The 16,952-nt window shown below is 75.2% G+C and carries 16 protein-coding genes; 11 read left to right on the top strand and 5 right to left on the bottom strand.

The features are described 5' to 3' along the window. Positions 1–66 precede the first annotated feature (66 nt). Positions 67–513: an MGMT family protein gene (locus D7294_RS02715; RefSeq protein WP_422070641.1), complete on the bottom strand. Its 447-nt coding sequence runs from the start codon at positions 511–513 to the stop codon at positions 67–69. Positions 514–1,214: 701 nt separating this feature from the next. Here D7294_RS02715 and D7294_RS02710 point away from each other — a divergent pair. From D7294_RS02710 to D7294_RS02690, 5 genes are all read left to right on the top strand, one after another. Beyond that, positions 1,215–3,770 (top strand): lysylphosphatidylglycerol synthase domain-containing protein, encoded by a 2,556-nt coding sequence (locus tag D7294_RS02710; protein ID WP_422070640.1) that lies wholly within the window; start codon positions 1,215–1,217, stop codon positions 3,768–3,770. A 120-nt stretch (positions 3,771–3,890) separates the two neighbouring features. After that, a complete protein-coding gene (locus tag D7294_RS02705) occupies positions 3,891–4,289 on the top strand; it encodes a TOBE domain-containing protein (RefSeq protein ID WP_120675324.1) in 399 nt (132 codons plus the stop codon). Between the two features lie 5 nt (positions 4,290–4,294). Beyond that, positions 4,295–5,128 carry a molybdate ABC transporter substrate-binding protein gene (modA, locus tag D7294_RS02700; protein ID WP_120674937.1) on the top strand — a complete coding sequence of 278 codons (834 nt, stop codon included), beginning with the start codon at positions 4,295–4,297 and terminating at the stop codon, positions 5,126–5,128. Positions 5,129–5,141: 13 nt separating this feature from the next. Continuing rightward, a complete protein-coding gene (locus tag D7294_RS02695) occupies positions 5,142–5,987 on the top strand; it encodes an ABC transporter permease (RefSeq protein ID WP_120674936.1) in 846 nt (281 codons plus the stop codon). Between the two features lie 158 nt (positions 5,988–6,145). After that, a complete protein-coding gene (locus tag D7294_RS02690) occupies positions 6,146–7,759 on the top strand; it encodes an alpha/beta hydrolase (RefSeq protein ID WP_120674934.1) in 1,614 nt (537 codons plus the stop codon). A 90-nt stretch (positions 7,760–7,849) separates the two neighbouring features. Here the strand turns inward: D7294_RS02690 and moeZ are convergent, their stop codons facing one another. The 4 genes from moeZ to D7294_RS02670 all read right to left on the bottom strand — a co-directional run bounded on the left by moeZ (position 7,850) and on the right by D7294_RS02670 (position 12,517). Continuing rightward, positions 7,850–9,028: an adenylyltransferase/sulfurtransferase MoeZ gene (gene moeZ / locus D7294_RS02685; RefSeq protein WP_120674932.1), complete on the bottom strand. Its 1,179-nt coding sequence runs from the start codon at positions 9,026–9,028 to the stop codon at positions 7,850–7,852. A gap of 162 nt (positions 9,029–9,190) precedes the next feature. After that, a complete protein-coding gene (locus D7294_RS02680) occupies positions 9,191–10,141 on the bottom strand; it encodes an NAD-dependent epimerase/dehydratase (protein ID WP_120674930.1) in 951 nt (316 codons plus the stop codon). A gap of 411 nt (positions 10,142–10,552) precedes the next feature. Continuing rightward, complete coding sequence (locus tag D7294_RS02675; protein WP_241562044.1) at positions 10,553–11,353, bottom strand: DUF3152 domain-containing protein; 801 nt, start codon at positions 11,351–11,353, stop codon at positions 10,553–10,555. 303 nt (positions 11,354–11,656) lie between these two features. Further along, positions 11,657–12,517 carry an alpha/beta fold hydrolase gene (locus D7294_RS02670; protein WP_241562067.1) on the bottom strand — a complete coding sequence of 287 codons (861 nt, stop codon included), beginning with the start codon at positions 12,515–12,517 and terminating at the stop codon, positions 11,657–11,659. Positions 12,518–12,890: 373 nt separating this feature from the next. On the opposite strand from D7294_RS02670, the gene D7294_RS32775 reads away from it, so the two are divergent. The 6 genes from D7294_RS32775 to D7294_RS02640 all read left to right on the top strand — a co-directional run bounded on the left by D7294_RS32775 (position 12,891) and on the right by D7294_RS02640 (position 16,884). Beyond that, a complete protein-coding gene (locus tag D7294_RS32775) occupies positions 12,891–13,241 on the top strand; it encodes a hypothetical protein (protein ID WP_241562043.1) in 351 nt (116 codons plus the stop codon). Between the two features lie 208 nt (positions 13,242–13,449). After that, on the top strand, positions 13,450–14,076 hold the full coding sequence (locus D7294_RS02660) for a TetR/AcrR family transcriptional regulator (protein WP_120674924.1): 627 nt from the start codon (positions 13,450–13,452) through the stop codon (positions 14,074–14,076). A 123-nt stretch (positions 14,077–14,199) separates the two neighbouring features. Continuing rightward, positions 14,200–14,427, top strand: coding sequence for a DUF3107 domain-containing protein (locus D7294_RS02655; protein WP_120674922.1), 228 nt, complete (start codon positions 14,200–14,202; stop codon positions 14,425–14,427). Positions 14,428–14,589: 162 nt separating this feature from the next. After that, the gene (locus tag D7294_RS02650) at positions 14,590–15,543 is read left to right on the top strand and encodes a DMT family transporter (RefSeq protein WP_422070639.1); all 954 of its coding nucleotides are present in this window, start codon (positions 14,590–14,592) and stop codon (positions 15,541–15,543) included. Continuing rightward, positions 15,540–16,202, top strand: coding sequence for a suppressor of fused domain protein (locus tag D7294_RS02645; protein ID WP_120674920.1), 663 nt, complete (start codon positions 15,540–15,542; stop codon positions 16,200–16,202). The genes D7294_RS02650 and D7294_RS02645 overlap by 4 nt, the downstream gene beginning before the upstream one ends. 43 nt (positions 16,203–16,245) lie before the next feature. Beyond that, positions 16,246–16,884 carry a DUF6758 family protein gene (locus D7294_RS02640; protein WP_120674919.1) on the top strand — a complete coding sequence of 213 codons (639 nt, stop codon included), beginning with the start codon at positions 16,246–16,248 and terminating at the stop codon, positions 16,882–16,884. Positions 16,885–16,952: the final 68 nt, after the last annotated feature.

Raw genomic sequence — 16,952 nt, 5'->3', positions numbered from 1 at the left:
GGCGCAGCGCTTCTCGCGCGTACCCGGTGGGCTCGGGTGAGGGGCCCGCGCTCCCGCTTCGGGGGCTCAGCCCGCCCGGCCCGGCGCCTCGCGGAGGGCCGGGTCCAGGGCGTCGCGGGCCTCGGCCTCGCCGGGCGGGGTGGCCTCCCAGCCGCCGTCCCAGCGCGCCCGGCGCAGGTCCACGCGGGGGCGCGCGGCGCGATCCGCACCTCCCGGCTCGCGCAACGGAGTTCCCTCCGCCCGGTAGTGCTCCAGCGCCTGCCTCTCGTGCCCGGGCAGCAGGACCCCGTCGGCGCGGATCACGCGCCACCAGGGCACCGCGCCGCCGTACACCGCCATCACCCGCCCCACCTGCCGCGGCCCGCCCTCGCCGATCCGCCGGGCGACGTCACCGTAGGTGAGCACGCACCCGGGAGGGATGCTCTCGGTGAGGGTGAGGACGCGGTCGGCGTAATCCGGGAGTTCGGGCAGCGGGTGGCCGGCCTGGCCGGTCCGCTCGGGCTCGTCGGGCATGAACGCCATGGTGCCGTATGTCACGGACCTGCCCCGCGGGGGCTTCGCACGTGCCACTATCGTCCCAGCCGGGCCCGTCGGACCGGCCCCGCCCTGCGCACATTCGTTCGGGCCGCGGCGCGCGCGGTCCCGCCCGTGCCGCCCGGTGGGGCGGTTGCGGCGAGCCTTGCGGGGGAGGGCCGGCCGGCAGCTCCGGCACGAGGGGAAAGGTCCCAGGAAACCCAGGGAAGCGGCCAGTGATACGGGGCGAGGAAGAGCGGGCACAGCGACCGGACGAGCGGACCGGCGGCCGGACGCGAGACGCGGCCGGGGGACCGACCCGGCCGCAGGCCGGCGCACGCCCCGGCGCGCGCGGCGAGGACCGGGAGCCACCGGCCGCCGGCGAGCCGGGCGCGCCGCCTGACCGCCCGGCGGCCACCGGCCGGGAGAGCGGGGAGTCACGCCCGCCCCGGGGGCGGGAGCAGGACGAAGAGCCGCCCCGGCCCGCCGGCCCCGCCGCCTCCGCCGCCCCCGGCAGTCGGGAGGCTCCGGACGACGCGCCCGCGACGCGGGAGGAGCCGCTGATCTCCCCCGGCGCCGACGCGGGTCTGGCCGCGGCAGGCGGCCGGGCCGCACGCTCCCCCGCCCGGGCCCGGCTGCCGCGCTCCGCCCGCGGCGGACGCCCGCAGCGCGGCCCCGGGGAGCCGCCGGGTCACCTCCAGGTGGACGAGCCGATCCTCGCCGCCCGGGTACACCGCCCGGCCGACCTGCTGCGGGTGCTGCTCGGGCTGCTCGGCATCGCGCTGGTGCTGGCCCTGGCCACCTGGGCGATCGGCACCACCGAGGGCATCGAGCGAGACGTAGACAAGGGCGCCGAGCAGGCCCCCTCGCTGCTGATCAGCTTCGCCGGCTTCGTCTCCAGCGCGGCCGTGCTCGTGGTGCCCGTGGCGTTCGCCATCGAGCGCCTGGTCAAGCGGGACGGACTGCGGATCGCGGACGGCGTGCTGGCCGCCGTGCTCGCGCACGGCGTCTCCCTCTCCTTCAGCCTGTGGGTCGCCCGCCTCTCCCCCGACTCCGTGCAGAACGCCCTGACCAGGCAGGCGCCCGGCGGGCAGCTGACCGACCCGGTGCACGGCTACCTGGCGCCCGTCATCGCCTACGCCACCGCCGTCGGCATGACCCACCGGCCGCGCTGGCGGCTCGCCATGTGGGCGGTCCTGCTCGTGGACGGCTTCGCGGCCCTGTTCGCCGGCTACACGACGCCCTTCGCGATCGTCGTCACCGCCCTCATCGGCTGGACCATCGCCTACGCCACGCTGTACACGGTCGGCACCCCCAACGTCAGGCCCACCGGCAACCAGCTCCTCGCCGGGCTGCGCCGCGCCGGCTTCCACCCCCTGGGCGCCCGCCGCGCCGAGGACCCGGCCGAGGCCGAGCGGCGCGAGCGGCACGACCACACCGAGCCCACCCGCCGCTACCTGGTGACGATGGACGCCGGGCCGCCGCTCGACGTCACCGTCGTGGACCGCGCCCAGCAGGCCCAGGGCTTCTTCTACCGGGTCTGGCGGCAGCTGGCGCTGCGGGGCATCACCCAGCGCCGCAGCCTGCCCTCGCTGCGGCAGGCCCTGGAGCAGGAGGCGCTGCTGGCCTACGCGGCGAGCGCCGCAGGGGCCAACGTCCCCCGGCTCGTGGCCACCGCGGAGCTGGGCCCGGACGCGGTGATGCTGGCCTACGAGCACGTCGGCGGGCGGAGCCTGGACGCGCTGCCCGACGAGCGGATCAGCGACGAGCTGATGCGCACCGCCTGGCGGCAGGTGCGGGCCCTGCAGACCCGGCGCATCGCGCACCGCAGGCTCGACGGCCACTCGCTGCTCGTGGACCGGCTCGGGAAGGTGTACCTGACGGACCTGCGCGGCGGGGAGATCGCCGCCGGCGACCTGCCGCTGCGGATGGACGTCGCCCAGCTGGTGGTCACCTTCGGCCTGCGGGTCGGCGCCGAGCGCGCGGTGGCCGCCGCGGTGGCGGTCCTGGGCCCGGACGCGGTCGCCGACAGCCTGCCGCTGCTCCAGCCGATCGCGCTCAGCCGAGCGACCAGGGCCACCCTGCGCCAGCTGGCGCGCGAGCGCGCGCAGCGGGAGCGGCAGGCGGTGCTGGACGCCACTCGCGCCTACCGGGAGGCGCGCGGCAGCCTGCCGGAGAACGCCGACCGCAAGACCGTCAAGGCCGCGCGGCAGGCCGAGAAGCAGGTGATGGAGGAGGCGCTCGAGCGGGCCAAGGAGCCCGACCTGCTGTCCCTGATCCGCCGGCAGGTGCTGCTGATCAGGCCGCAGGCCCCGATAGAGCCGGCCAGGATCGAGCGGATCAGCCCGCGCAACCTCATCAGCATCATCGCCGCGGTCTTCGCCGGCTACTTCCTGACGATCCAGCTGATCAACCCGGAGTTCAAACGGGTCTGGGAGGGCGCGAACTGGGGCTGGGTGATCGTCGCGGCCGGGTTCTCCGCGCTCACCTATGTCGCGGCGGCGATGAGCCTGCTCGGCTTCGTGCCGGAGAAGGTCGCCTTCCGGCGGACCGTGCTGGCCCAGGTCGCCGGCTCCTTCGTCAAGATCGTCGCCCCCTCCGCCATCGGCGGCGTCGCCCTCAACACCCGCTACCTCCAGCGCCAGGGCCTGCGCCCCGGGCACGCCGTCGCCAGCGTCGGCGCCTGCCAGCTGCTGAACTTCGGCAGCTCCATCCTGCTGCTGCTCTCCTTCGGCTACCTCACCGGCACCGAGCACACCCCGAGCCTCTCCCCCTCCCGCACGGTCATCGGCGGCCTGCTGACGGCGGCGGTCGCGGTGCTGATCGTCACCGCGGTGCCGCGGCTGCGCAAGACCGTCGGCGAGCGGATAAGGACGCTGTTCGCCGGGGTGGTGCCGCGGATGCTGGACGTGGTGCAGCAGCCGAGGCAGCTCCTGTCGGGGATCGGCGGGGTCCTGCTGATGACCCTGGCGTTCGTCATGTGCCTGGACGCCTCGCTGCGCGCCTTCGGCTGGGAGCTGAGCTACCCGACCATCGCCGTGGTCTTCCTCGCGGGCAACGCCCTCGGCTCGGCCGCGCCGACCCCGGGCGGCATCGGCGCGGTGGAGCTGACGCTCAGCGCCGGCCTCGCCGCGTTCGGGGTCCCCGACCACGCCGCCCTCGGCGCCGTCCTGCTGTACCGGCTGATGACCCTGTGGCTGCCGGTGCTGCCCGGCTGGCTGGCCTTCACCCACCTCACCAGAAGGGGCGACATCTGAGGCCCCCGCGGCCCCGGGCAAGAACCCGGGGCCCCCGGCGCCCCCTGCCCCTCGCAGATGCGAGGTGTTCATCCGGAACTCCCTTGCGGATGCGAGTCGTTCTCGCCTAGCGTGCCGCACATGAGTTCTTACGGCATCGGCCGGGCCGCCCGGCTGCTCGGCGTCAGCCCGGACACGGTGCGGCGCTGGGCCGACTCCGGCCGCCTGCCGACCCGCCGCGACGCGAGCGGGAAGCGGCAGATCGACGGCGAGGACCTGGCCGCGTTCGCCGTCGCGCTCACCGCGGAGGGGGCGAGCGGGCAGGAGGAGGAGCCGTACACCTCGGCCCGCAACGCCTTCCCCGGCATCATCACCGCCGTCCGGCTCGGCGACGTCGCCGCCCAGGTGGAGATCCAGGCGGGCCCGCACCGCCTGGTGTCCCTGGTCACCAGGGAGGCCGTGGAGGAACTCGGCCTGGCCGTCGGCATGGAGGCCGTGGCCCGGGTGAAGGCCACCAGCGTGCACATCGACAGGACGTGATCGCGATGACCCCCTCGGCGACCCCCGCCACGGCCTCCCCCGCCGGGAGAGCGGCCCCCGCCCGGCGCTCCCGGCTCCTGCTCGCGGCGGCCGCCGCGGCCGTCCTGGCGCTGAGCGCCTGCGGCGGTGACTCCGACGCAGACGAAAACGGCGCGTCCGGGGGCGGCGAGGACGTCACCCTCACCGTGCTCGCCGCCGCCTCGCTCACCGACGTCTTCGACGCGGCCGGCGAGGTCTACGAGGAGGAACACCCGGGCACCACGCTGCGCTTCTCCTACGGCGGCTCGCAGGACCTGGTCGCCCAGATCCGGCAGGGGGCGCCCGCCGACGTGCTCGCCACCGCCAGCACCGAGACCATGGAGAGCCTGGCCGGCCAGACGGACGCGCCGGAGACCTTCGCCCGCAACGCCCTGACCATCGTCACCCCGCCGGACAACCCCGGGCAGGTGGCGAGCCTCGCCGACCTGGCCGACCCCGGCCTGCGGCTCGTCCTGGCCGCGGAGGACGTCCCCGCGGGCCACTACGGGCGCGAGATCCTCGACCGGCAGCACCTGGAGGTGAGCCCGGACTCCGAGGAGACCGACGTGCGCTCCGTGCTCAGCAAGGTGCAGCTCGGCGAGGCCGACGCCGGGCTGGTCTACACCACCGACGCCATCGCCGCGGGCGAGGACTCCGTGCGCGCCGTGCCGATACCCGAGGACCAGAACATCACCGCCGCCTACCCGGCCGCGGCCCTGACCGGCTCCGAACACCACGACGCCGCCGCCGAGTTCGTCGCGTGGCTGCTCTCGGACGAGGCCCAGGGCCTGCTGCGGGACGCCGGCTTCCAGGCCCCCTGAGCCCTGCCCCGCCGTGCGCCGCCGACCGCCGCTGACCCTGCTGCTGCCCGCCCTGGCGGGCGCGGCCTTCCTGCTCGTGCCGCTCCTGGGCGTGCTCGCCGACGCGCCCTGGGGGGACCTCGCCGGACGGCTCGCCGACCCCGGGGTCCGCCAGGCGCTGGGGCTCTCGCTCCGGGTGTCCTTCCTGGCCCTGCTGGTGTCGCTGGCGTTCGGCGTGCCGCTGGCCTGGCTGCTCGCCCGCGTCGACTTCCCCGGCAAGGCCGTGCTGCGCTCGCTGGTGCTGCTCCCGATGGTGCTGCCGCCCACGGTGGCCGGCATCGCGCTGCTGCAGGGCCTGGGGCGGCGCGGCCTGCTCGGCGGGGTCCTGGAATCCCTCGGCGTCACGCTGCCGTTCAGCACCGCGGGCGCCGTGGTGGCGGCGGTGTTCGTCGCGATGCCCTTCCTGGTGATCAGCCTGGAGGGCGCCCTGGCGGGACTCGACCCGGTCTTCGAGGAGGCGGCGGCCACCATGGGGGCCGGGCCGCTGCGCACGCTGTGGAGCGTGACCCTGCCGATGACGATGCCCTCGCTCGCCGCGGGGGCGGCGCTGTGCTGGGCGCGGGCGCTGGGCGAGTTCGGCGCCACGATCACCTTCGCGGGCAACCTGCCCGGCACCACGCAGACCCTCCCCCTGCACGTCTACCTGCTGCTGCAGCGGGACCCGGCCGGGGCCACCGCGGTCTCCCTGCTGCTGGTCGCCGTGGCCGTGGCCGTCCTGTTCGCCCTCAGGGGCCGCTGGCTCGGCACCGCCCGCCCCGCCCCCCGCCGGGCCGCGGCCCCCGGCCGCGCGCCGCGCCCCCGGCGGGAGCGCGCTTCCTGAGGGCGCGCCCCCGGCCCACCACCGCCCCCCACACCATCCCCCCGCCCCCGGCGCTCAAGGCGCGCTGGGGGCTCACTCGGTTGCCCTCCTCCGGCGTGCGGGGCCGCGCGCGCCCCGCACACGATGAGCCTGCCGGAGCAACCGATGGGAGCCACGCCATGACCCGAGGCCGACCGTTCGCGCGGTGCCTGGTGACCACGACCCTCCTGCTGGCCGCCGCCGGCTGCGCCGCGGAGGGAGAGGGCGCCCGGCCGGAACGCCTCAGGCCGGCGGCCGACGAGGACGCCACGGACACGCGTGACCTGCCCGCCTCGTTCACCGAGCAGGACCTCGACTGGCAGCCCTGCCCGCCGCCCGACTCCAGCCAGGGCGACGACGAGACCTCGCCGAGCCCGCTGCCCGACGGCGAGCGGTGGGAGTGCGCGACGATGACCGCGCCGCGCGACTACACCGACCCGGGCGGCCAGACCATCGACATCGCCATGATCCGCGCCCGCAGCAAGGGCGACGCGGACCAGCGCATCGGCTCGCTGCTCTTCAACTTCGGCGGGCCAGGCGGCTCCGGCGTGGTCACGCTGCCCGCCTTCGGCCAGGACTACGACGACCTCAACCGCCGCTACGACCTGGTCAGCTTCGACCCCCGCGGCGTCGGCGACAGCGAGGGCGTGCGGTGCCTGGACGACGGGCAGCTCGACGAGTTCTTCGCCGCCGACACCGTCCCCGACGGCGCCCGCGAGCGCCGCGCCCTCTCCGGCCGGCTCGCCGACTTCGACCGCGGCTGCCAGGACCAGGCGGGCAGCCTGCTGCCGCACCTGACCACCACCGCCACCGCCCGCGACATGGACCTGATGCGCGAGGTCCTCGGCGACGACAAGCTGCACTACTTCGGCATCTCCTACGGGACCGAACTCGGCGGCGTCTACGCCCACCTCTTCCCGCACCGCGTCGGCCGCGCGCTCCTCGACGCCGTGGTGGACCCCACGGGCACCGCCAAGGACGGCGCCCTCGGCCAGGCCAAGGGCTTCCAGCTCGCCCTCGGCAACTACCTCGACCAGTGCACCCAGAGCGAGGACTGCCCCCTCGGCCAGGACGAGGACGAGGCCGAGGACCGGCTCACCCGCTTCCTCGACCGCCTGAAGGACCACCCGATCCCGACCAGGGACCCCGACGGCAGGAAGCTGACCCAGTCCCTGGCCTGGAGCGGCATCGCCCAGTCGCTGTACTCCCAGGACTTCTGGCCCTACCTGACCCAGGGCCTGGACGACGCCCTGGACGAGGACGACCCCGACGGCACCGTGCTGCTCGCCCTGGCGGACTCGATGAACGGCCGCAACCCGGACGGCACGTACACCACCCTGCAGTCCTCGCTCACCGCGATCAGCTGCGCCGACTCCAGCGAGCGCTACTCCGAGCGGGACGTGCGCCGGTCGATGGACGAGTTCACCGACGCCTCGCCCGTCTTCGGCCCGGCGATGGCCTGGGGGCTGCTGTCCTGCACCCACTGGCCGTTCGCGGGGCAGCGCGCCCACCCCGAGGTCGGCGCCGCGGGCTCGGCCCCCATCCTGCTGATCGGGACGAAGGGCGACCCGGCCACCCCCTTCCAGGGCACCGAGCGGATGAAGGACGCGCTCGGCGACGACGTGGGCGTGGAGCTGGTCTACGACGGCGAGGGGCACGGCGCGTACAACAGCGGCAACGACTGCGTCCGCGACACGGCCAACGCCTACCTGCTCAAGGGAGAGGTCCCCGAGGACGGCAAGACCTGCGACTGAGCCGGGGCCCGGCGCCCGGCGCGCGCGAGGGCGGCCGGGGCGTGTTCCGCGCCCCGGCCGCCCTCCGCGCGAACCCCTCGGCCCGGCCCGTCAGTAGACCGGCTTGTCGGGCTCGATCTGGTTGACCCAGCCGATGACCCCGCCGCCGACGTGCACCGCGTCGGAGAAGCCGGCGTTCTTCAGCACCGCGAGCACCTCGGCCGAACGCACCCCGGTCTTGCAGTGCAGCACGATCCGCTTGTCCTGCGGCAGCTCGCTCAGCGCGTTGCCCAGCAGGAACTCGTCCTTCGGCACGAGCCGCGCCCCCGGGATGGAGACGATCTCGTACTCGTTGGGCTCCCTGACGTCGATGATCTCGATCTTCTCGTCGTTGTCGATCCACTCCTTGAGCTGGCGCGGAGTGATCGTGGAGTCCTTCGCCGCCTCCTGGGCCTCGTCCGAGACGACCCCGCAGAAGGCCTCGTAGTCGATCAGCTCGGTGACCGTCGGGTTCTCGCCGCAGACCGCGCAGTTCGGGTCCTTGCGGACCTTGACCTGGCGGTAGGTCATCTCCAGGGCGTCGTAGATCATCAGGCGCCCGACCAGCGGCTCGCCGGTCCCCGTGAGCACCTTGATCGCCTCGGTGACCTGGACGGAGCCGATCGAGGCGCACAGCACGCCGAGCACGCCGCCCTCGGCGCAGGAGGGCACCATGCCGGGCGGCGGCGGCTCGGGGTACAGGCAGCGGTAGCACGGGCCGTGCTCGGACCAGAAGACCGAGGCCTGCCCGTCGAAGCGGTAGATCGAGCCCCACACGTACGGCTTGTTCAGCAGCACGCAGGCGTCGTTCACCAGGTAGCGGGTGGCGAAGTTGTCCGTGCCGTCCACGATCAGGTCGTACTGCGCGAAGATCTCCCTCACGTTCGAGGAGTCGAGGCGCTCCTCGTGCAGGTTGACCTGCACGTACGGGTTGATCCCCTGGACGGTCTCCTTCGCGGAGAGCGCCTTGGACTTGCCGATGTCCGCCTGGCTGTGGATCACCTGCCGCTGGAGGTTCGACTCGTCCACCTCGTCGAACTCCACGATGCCGAGGGTGCCGACCCCGGCCGCGGCCAGGTACATCAGCGCGGGGGAGCCAAGACCGCCCGCGCCCACACACAGCACCTTGGCGTTCTTCAGCCGCTTCTGCCCGTCCATCCCGACGTCCGGGATGATCAGGTGGCGGGAGTACCTGCGGACCTCGTCTACGGTGAGCTCGTCGGCCGGCTCTACCAGCGGTGGCAGCGACACGGGGACTCCGTTGGTCAAAGGGACAATCGTCGTTTCCCCACAACACTGCCACGCGCGGTCTCATTCCGAGACCCCGGTTCCACAGTGCGGGCAGCGCCCGGCGGGCCGCACGGCACGCGGGCGGCTTTGGCCGGGCGGGCCGCCGGCCGGGCGCCGCCGCGGTCACAGGCGGCAGGCGGCCTCCATCCAGATGTCGGCGAGCGACTCCTCCAGGCTGATCCTGGCCCGCCAGCCGAGCCGGTCCCTGGCCGTGCGCACGTCCGCCTGCTGCCAGGCGCCGCAGCCGTCGGGGTAGGCGCTCACCTGCGGCACGGGCGCCGGGTGGCCGCCCGCCTCCGGGGAGTGCCGCGGCCCCGGCATGCCCTCCACCTCGTGCAGCGTGCCGGTGAAGCCCGAGATCCTGGCCAGCGCGTTCGCCGCCTCGCGCAGCCGCACCGCGTGCCCGGTCCCGATGTTGACCACGCCCTGGGCCGCGGAGAGCGTCGCCGCGTGCACCGCCCTGGCGACGTCCCTGACGTCCACGAAGTCGCGCTGCACGTTCAGCCCGCCGAGCCGCAACTCGCCGTCGCCGTGCTGGAGCGCGCGGCGCAGCGAGTCGGCCAGCCGCCCGAGCGGGGAGCCCGCCGGGGTGCCTGGCCCGGTGGGCGAGAACACCCGCAGGACGATCGCGTCGAGCCCCGAGCCGAGCACCAGCTCGGTGGCGGCCAGCTTGCTGACGCCGTAGGGGCCGCCGGGCCTGGCCACCGCGTCCTCGGCGATCGAGGAGCCGTGCTGCGAGGGCCCGTACTCGGCCGCGCAGCCGATCTGCACCAGCCTGGCCCGGCAGCCGCTGCGCCGCAGCGATTCGCACAGGGTGGCGGTGGCCACCGTGTTGTGCCTGGCCAGCTCGCTGGCGGTGCCGCGGATCGCGCCCGCGCAGTTGATGACGACCCCGGGGTGCACGGCGTCCAGGAAGCGGGTGAGCGCCCCGGGGCTGCCGGTGGAGAGGTCGAACCTGACGTCGGCGTCGTCGCCGCGCCCCAGGGCGGTGAGCTGGACGGCGGGGTCGGCGAGCAGCCGGTCTGCGACGAAGCGGCCAAGATAGCCGCCGGCGCCGAGAAGCAGCACTCTCATCGGTCTGTGCTCCTTGCGTGTGTACGAACCTTCGGGAGAACAGTCCGGAGACAGAGGCCGGCCGGCGGCCGGCATGCGATCCCCTCCGCCCGGAGTGCGGATAACGCCGCCCCGCAAGGCGCCGCGGTCGCGGCCGGGGAGCCGGTCCGCCCGCCGCGGCGCGGCGCCCGGCGAAACGGTCCTCCTGTGCCCCGCCCCGCCGCCCGGCCGGCCCGCAGGCCCGCGCGGCCCCGCGGGGGCCGCGCCGCGAACGGCGCCCCGAACGAAGTGCCCCGCACCGGCTCACCCCCTGCATCCCTCTCTCCCGTGACGGCAAGACGGTATGTCTACATGTGCCGGGAAGGATGGACGGTTGTCCGTCACACCATCAAAAAGGGTGAAAATCCGTAACGCGTCCCGGGATGCGCTCGTTTACCGCGTTCCGTCCTCGGGGTTGGGCCAGGGGTTGGGCAGGCAGGTGAGCCCGTTGAGGGTCAGCCACTTCGTCTGCTGCATCATCACCGGCGCGAGGGCCCCCTCGGCCGGGCACACCGCGTGGTTGAAGCCGAGCCGGTGGCCCACCTCGTGATTGATGAGCATCTGCCGGTAGGCGGCGATGTCGTCCCCGTAGGTCTCCGCGCCCTGCGCCCAGCGCCAGGCGTTGATGATCACGCGGTCGGTGCTCGCCGAGTCGCAGGAGACGTTGTCCTCGGTGATGTCGAGCCCGGAGCGGGCGCACCAGTCGGCGGCCGTCCCCGGGCTGGCCAGGGTGAGGATGAAGTCGTAGTCGTCGCCGGAGACCCGGGCGAAGGAGCGCTCCCCGCCGTGGCTCCAGCTGCGGTCGTCGTTGAGGGTGCGCTGGGCGACCTCGGCGAAGAACTCGGGGTCGAGGTCCATGCCCGCCTCCACGTCCACCCGGTAGTGCAGCACCGTGTCCGCGTCGGGGTTCGGGGCCGGGTCGCTGCCGCCGACCGGCACCAGGTCGCCCGAGGCGGTCAGGTCCGGGGCCAGCGGGAAGGTCATGTGCATCAGCTCCCCGTAGCTGGGAGCGGGCGGGGCCTGTGGCGCCTCGCCGGTGAGGGTCTCCGCGTCCGGCGGCTCCTGGGAGGCCGTCTCCTCGCCCGCCCCGGCGCCCACCGCGGCCTCGTCCGCCTCGTCCCCGCCGTCCTCTCCGCCCGCCACCTGTCCCGCGACGACCACGGCGAGCACGGTCACCAGCGCCGCCGCGGTCACCCCGGCGAGGGTGCGGCCCCGGCCCGAACGCGGGCCACGGCGCGGGCTATCCCCGGGCACGCCGCCGCCCTTCCGCGGCTTCCCGTGCCTGCCGGACGGCCGCGGGCCCGCCTGGCGCGGCGGCTCGGCCTGGCGCGGCCGCGGGAGGCGCGGCCCGCCTCCGAAGTTCTCCTCGTTGAAGGCATCCAGATACTCCTGGCGCGGTCCTGACCCGCCGGTCCCCAAGGCTGACCCGGGCGGCGGGGTCGACGATGCGGGCCCGTGCCCGGGGTGCGCCCGGTCCGTGCGATCCATGCGGCTCCCTCACCCGTCCACTGCGGACGTCGTCTCGGCGAGGAACTCCCGGAACGCGCCGGCCACCACGGCCGGGTACTCCATCATGGCCACGTGCCCGGCTCCGGGGAGCATGACCAGTCGCGAGTTCCCGAACGTCCGGCTGGCCCGCCTCGCCATCTTGAACGACACCAGCCGGTCCCGCACCCCGTACACCAGCAGCGTCGGCGCAAGCACCCGTTCGGCCTGCCGCCACAGGGAGTTCTGGCCACCGAGCGTGTAGGCACCGACCAGGCCACGCGCCGTACGGGCGAGCGAGTCCCAGAAGTACGGTAGCGCCTCGCGGCGTTGGAGCTCAGCCTCGGCCGCCGCGTACTCCTGGGGGGTGATCCGCGAGGGGTCCCCGTAGGAGAGGCTGAGCAACTCCCTGGCGCGCTGCGAGGGCGGCCTGCCGCGCGTCATCAGGCGCAGCAGGCCGGTGACGCCCGGCACCCCGAGCAGGCCGGTGGGCAGGGCGGTCCGCTGCGGCGGTATCTCGGGCAGCGCGGGCGAGATGAGGGTGAGGGAGCGCACCAGGTCGGGGCGCAGCGCGGCCACCCGGACGGCGATGGCGCCGCCCAGCGAGTTGCCGAAGAGGTGCACCGGGCCGCGGCCCGCGGCCTCCAGCGCGCGCACGACGGCCCTGGCGTGCCCGAACACCGAGTAGTCCCGGCTTCCCGGCGGCGGCGAGGCCCCGAAGCCCGGCAGGTCGAGCGCCTCGCACTCGACGTCGTCGGCCAGCAGCTCCATCAGCGAGGACCAGTTGCGCGAGGAGCCGCCGACTCCGTGCACGAAGAAGGCGGGTGGGAGGCCGTCCGCCCTGCCCGGGCGGCGGCGCACCGCGACCCGCATCCCGGGCAGCCGCACGGACCTGAGCGTCTCGCCCTCCCGCGTGCCCGGCCACCCCTCCGCCTCCGCGAGGGCCGACTCGACCCGCTGCTCCCCGGTCCCTGGCATGCGGCAATATTACGAGCTCGTCACACCATCTCCGCGCGCCGTGGGGGGTTTTCGCGCGCGGGGAGGCGAAAGGCCGGGTCTGCGGGGCCGGGGGGCCGCCGGAAAACGGCGGGCAGCGCGTGAGGAACGCGCGGGAAGGCAGGAGAGACGCCTGAACCGCGCCCGGGCGGGTACCGGAGGGGACCGGGGCATGGGCGCGGCCGGTTCGCGCCGTTTCCCGCCCCGCCCTAGGGTGGAGTTGCCCGCTGTCGTCCGGAGGTGGAGCCCGATGCCGAGGGAATCCAGGGATTCGAAGCGAGGGAACGCGACGGGGGAGTTTCTGCAGGAGGCGCGCGCCCGGGAGGCCCCCCGCGCGGGCGGCCATGCCGACGCCCACCCCGAGTACGGGGCGTACGGAGAGTACGGGGAGCTGGCCGAGGAGGGGGAGCTCGGCGAGTACGACGAGCTGGCCGAGGAGCTGGCCGACGAGGCCCCCGAGGGGGACGCCGCCGAGCAGCGCCTCGAACTCCTCCGTCTGCGTGACACGCCGCTCACCGAACGGGCCAGGGACGACGCGGACCCGGCGGACGCGGCGGAGCAGGCCAGGGTGGTCGACCCCGGCGACGACGACTACCGCTGACCGGCGCCGGGGCCGCGGGCCCCCGCGCCACGCCTCCCGGGCGCCTCCTGCCGCCCCCGAGCGCCACAGGGCGCCAGGAGGCGCGAGGGACGGGGTGTCCGAGGAGTGAAATGCTCCTCTCGGAATGCACAACGTGCGACGACACGAACGTACGATGACGGCATGGCCGGGAGTCGGCTATTCCGTGCACATGACACCGGGAGGCGGCGTGACAGCCACTGAGCAGACCGAGGCGCGCCCCCGCGGCACCCGCCTGCCGCGCCGGGCCCGGCGCAACCAGCTCCTGGGCGCGGCCCAGGAGGTCTTCGTCGCCCAGGGCTACCACGCCGCGGCGATGGACGACATCGCCGACCGCGCGGGCGTCAGCAAGCCGGTCCTCTACCAGCACTTCCCGGGCAAGCTCGAGCTCTACCTCGCGCTCCTGGACCAGCACTGCGAGGCGCTGGTCCAGGCGGTGCGCCAGGCCCTGGCCTCGACCACGGACAACAAGCAGCGGATCGCGGCCACGATGGACGCCTACTTCTCCTTCGTCGAGCACGAGGGCGGCGCCTTCCGGCTGGTCTTCGAGTCCGACCTGACGAACGAGCCCTCGGTGCGCGAGCGCGTCGACCAGGTCTCCCTCGACTGCGCCAAGCTGGTCAGCCCGCTGATCGCGGAGGACACCGACCTGCCGGAGGAGCAGTCGATGCTGCTCGCCGTGAGCCTGTGCGGCCTCGCCCAGGTCACCGCGCGCCACTGGCTCAGCGCGGGCGACAGCATCCCCAGGGACGTCGCCAAGAACCTCACCGCCGCCCTCGCCTGGCGCGGCATCGCCGGCTTCCCGATGCAGCACTGAGCCCGCCGCCCGGCGGCTTCCCCCTCCGGTCCCCTGTTCGCTCAGGGCGTGCCCGCCCGCGCGAGGCCGGGACCCGGCCGCGGCTAACCTGTGACCAGTAACGGACCAGTGGAGGGACAAGCCGTGGAGATCAAGATCGGCGTTCAGCACACGCCGCGCGAGATCGTTCTCGAGAGCGGGCAGTCTGCCGAGGAGGTGGAGAGCGCCGTCTCCGAGGCACTCTCCGGCACGGGCAATCTGCTGACCCTGGTCGATGAGCGGGGCCGCAAGGTGCTGATCCCCGCCGACCGCATCGCCTACGTCGAGATCGGCGAGCAGGCCGTCCGGCGCGTGGGCTTCGGCGCCCTCTGATCGACCGGCCCGCCCGGCGGGCCAGGGAACCGGCGGCCGGCTCTCCGGCCGCCGTTCGCACGTCCGCGCCGTATGTCCCCCCTTCCCCGTTCCTTCCCGCCCCTTCCCGCCTCCGCCGCCCCGGAGCCGGCGCGGGACGGCGCCGCATCGCAGGGAGAAGCCGTGACCACCGCCGGGGCCCGCCGGCCAGGCCGCGCCGGCACCCGCCCCACCGGCCGCCGGGCCATGGGGCTGCCCACCGCCGACCTGCTGCTGCTCGCCGTCGCCGTCGGCGGGATCTCGCTCTCCGGGCCGCTGATCGCCGCCACCGCCGCGCCCGCCCTCGCCATCGCCTTCTGGCGCAACGCCCTGGCCGCCGCGGGCCTCGCCCCCGTGGTCCTGCTCCGCCGCCGGGCGCGCGCCGAACTCGCCCGCGCCGGACGCAGGACCCTGCTGCTCTCCGTGGGCGCCGGCGCGTTGCTCGCCCTGCACTTCGGCCTGTGGCTGCCGAGCCTGCGCTACACCTCGGTCGCCTCGTCCGTCGCCCTGGTGACCACCACCCCCCTGTGGACCACGCTGCTGCTGCGGCTGCTCGGCCACCGCCCGCCGCGCGGGGTCTGGGCGGGCTCCGCCGTGGCCTTCGCCGGGGTGCTGCTGCTCACCGGGGTCGACCTGAGCGTCTCGCCCGGCGCGCTGGCCGGGGACGCGCTGGCCCTGGGCGGGGGGATGGCCGCGGCGGGCTACGTCCTGGCCGGGGACCGGGTGCGGCGCAGCGTGAGCACCACCGGCTACACCTTTCTCTGCTACGGCACCACCGCCGTACTGCTGCTCGGCTGCTGCCTGGCCGGCGGCGTGGCAGGGAACGGCGGACTCGGCGGCGGATACCCGGCGGAGACCTGGCTGAAGCTGCTCGCCCTCACCTGCGCCTCCCAGCTGCTCGGCCACTCGCTGCTCAACCGCGTGGTGCCGGCCCTCGGCCCCTCGATCACCTCCACGGCGCTGCTGCTGGAGACGCCGGGCGCGGCGGTCGTCGCGGCGCTGTGGCTCGGGCAGCTCCCACCCGCCGCCGCCTGGCCCGCGCTCGCCGTCGTCCTGCTGGGCCTCGCCCTCGTCATCAGGGGAGAACACCGGTCATGACCCACCTGCTCGCACGGGTCGAGGAACGGCTGCGCGCGGCGCTCGGCGAGCCGGAGGCCAGGGCCTCGGTCACCTTTCTCGGCGCCGGGCGGATCGAGGTGCTCCGCTTCCTCGGCCGCGAGGAGGAATCCGGGCCCACCCTGGTGCGCTACGTCACACTCGGCATGTCGGCCGAGCCGATGGCCGGGCCCCCGGAGGCGCTGGGCGCCGGGGGCGCCGCAGGGGCCCCTTTCGGCGCCGGGCCCGGGGTCACCGTCCTCGACCCGGAGCACGGGCCCAGGGCCGAGCTGGTGCTCACGCTGCGCGCGGGCCGGGCGGCGACCGACGGGGTGCTGCGCCCGCTGGCCGTGCTCGCCTCGTCCCCGCAGGTGGAGGGCGTGATCGTGGCGCCGGATGCCTCGCTGGACCTGGGCGAGCCGCTGTGGCCCGGGGCCCCGTTCACCTCGGTGCTCGTCGGCGAGCCGGAGCCGCCGCTGCCCGACGCCGCGGAGTCGGCGGAGCCCGGGGACGCGGTGCGTTTCCTGCCCCTGTCGCCGATGACGCCGGCCGAGGCGGCCGTCAAGCGGGCCCGCGGCGCCGGCGAACTGCGCGGGCGCTGGCGGCGGCACGGAATCGACCCGCGTGACCCGCTGCGCACCGGGGTACCCCTGACCGGGTGACACGCCTTGACGGACCGGCGACGCGCGACAACTGTTGTTCCTCATGAGGGGCGAACCAAGCTGCCCGAGGTGCGGCGCCCGCGTGCGAGCGCCCGGCCTCTTCGCCGACTCCTGGCAGTGCGCCGCCCACGGCGCGGTGCACCCGGTGCAGCCGATCGTCCCGCCGAGCGTCAACGCCCTCAGCGCCGTGGTGGGCCGCACCCAGGTGCCGCTGTGGATGCCCTGGCCGCTCCCGGTCGGCTGGGTGTTCACGGGCGTGGCCTGCGCCGGCGACGACCGCAGCGGCGGCCGGGCCACCGCCGTCGCCTGCTCGGGGCCGAGCCCGCTGGGCGGCCCGGGCGAACTCGTCCTGATCGCCGAGGAGCTCGGCGTCGGCCTCGGCGCCCGTTACGCCGGCATCGACGGCCCCGACCCCGGCCGCTCCCTGCGGGTGGAGGAGCCCCCGGCGGCCAAGGTGCTGGCCGCCGGATGGCCCACCCCGCTGTGGCAGGTCCGCGACGCCCCGGCGGACCGGGCCGTCTTCGCCGGGGAGGCGATGGGCCTGTGGCTGTGGGCGGTGACCTGGCCGGAGGAGTCGGGGCTGCTGATGTACGACGAGCTGGTCCTCACCGACCTGCGCGACGCGGGCTCCGAGCTGGAACTCGTCCCCTGCGGCGCCCTCTCGCCCCGGATTCTGGCCTGACGCCCGCCGCCGCGCCCCGCGCGGCGCGGCCGGCCGCCGCTCCCCTGCTCCAGCCCCGCCGGGGGCCT

It is taken from the genome of Streptomyces hoynatensis, assembly GCF_003626535.1.
Classification (GTDB): Bacteria; Actinomycetota; Actinomycetes; order Streptomycetales; family Streptomycetaceae; genus Streptomyces; species Streptomyces hoynatensis.
The sequence above is the reverse complement of the archived record's forward strand: the minus strand, read 5'-3'. Positions and strand labels throughout refer to the sequence as shown.

Coding starts and splice junctions, on each gene's coding strand:
- D7294_RS02715 (WP_422070641.1), bottom strand. CDS start 513: ATGCCCGACGAGCCCGAGCGGACCGGCCAGGCCGGCCACCCGCTGCCC.
- D7294_RS02705 (WP_120675324.1), top strand. CDS start 3,891: ATGAGTTCTTACGGCATCGGCCGGGCCGCCCGGCTGCTCGGCGTCAGC.
- modA (WP_120674937.1), top strand. CDS start 4,295: ATGACCCCCTCGGCGACCCCCGCCACGGCCTCCCCCGCCGGGAGAGCG.
- D7294_RS02690 (WP_120674934.1), top strand. CDS start 6,146: ATGACCCGAGGCCGACCGTTCGCGCGGTGCCTGGTGACCACGACCCTC.
- D7294_RS02680 (WP_120674930.1), bottom strand. CDS start 10,141: ATGAGAGTGCTGCTTCTCGGCGCCGGCGGCTATCTTGGCCGCTTCGTC.
- D7294_RS02670 (WP_241562067.1), bottom strand. CDS start 12,517: ATGCGGGTCGCGGTGCGCCGCCGCCCGGGCAGGGCGGACGGCCTCCCA.
- D7294_RS32775 (WP_241562043.1), top strand. CDS start 12,891: ATGCCGAGGGAATCCAGGGATTCGAAGCGAGGGAACGCGACGGGGGAG.
- D7294_RS02645 (WP_120674920.1), top strand. CDS start 15,540: ATGACCCACCTGCTCGCACGGGTCGAGGAACGGCTGCGCGCGGCGCTC.
- D7294_RS02640 (WP_120674919.1), top strand. CDS start 16,246: ATGAGGGGCGAACCAAGCTGCCCGAGGTGCGGCGCCCGCGTGCGAGCG.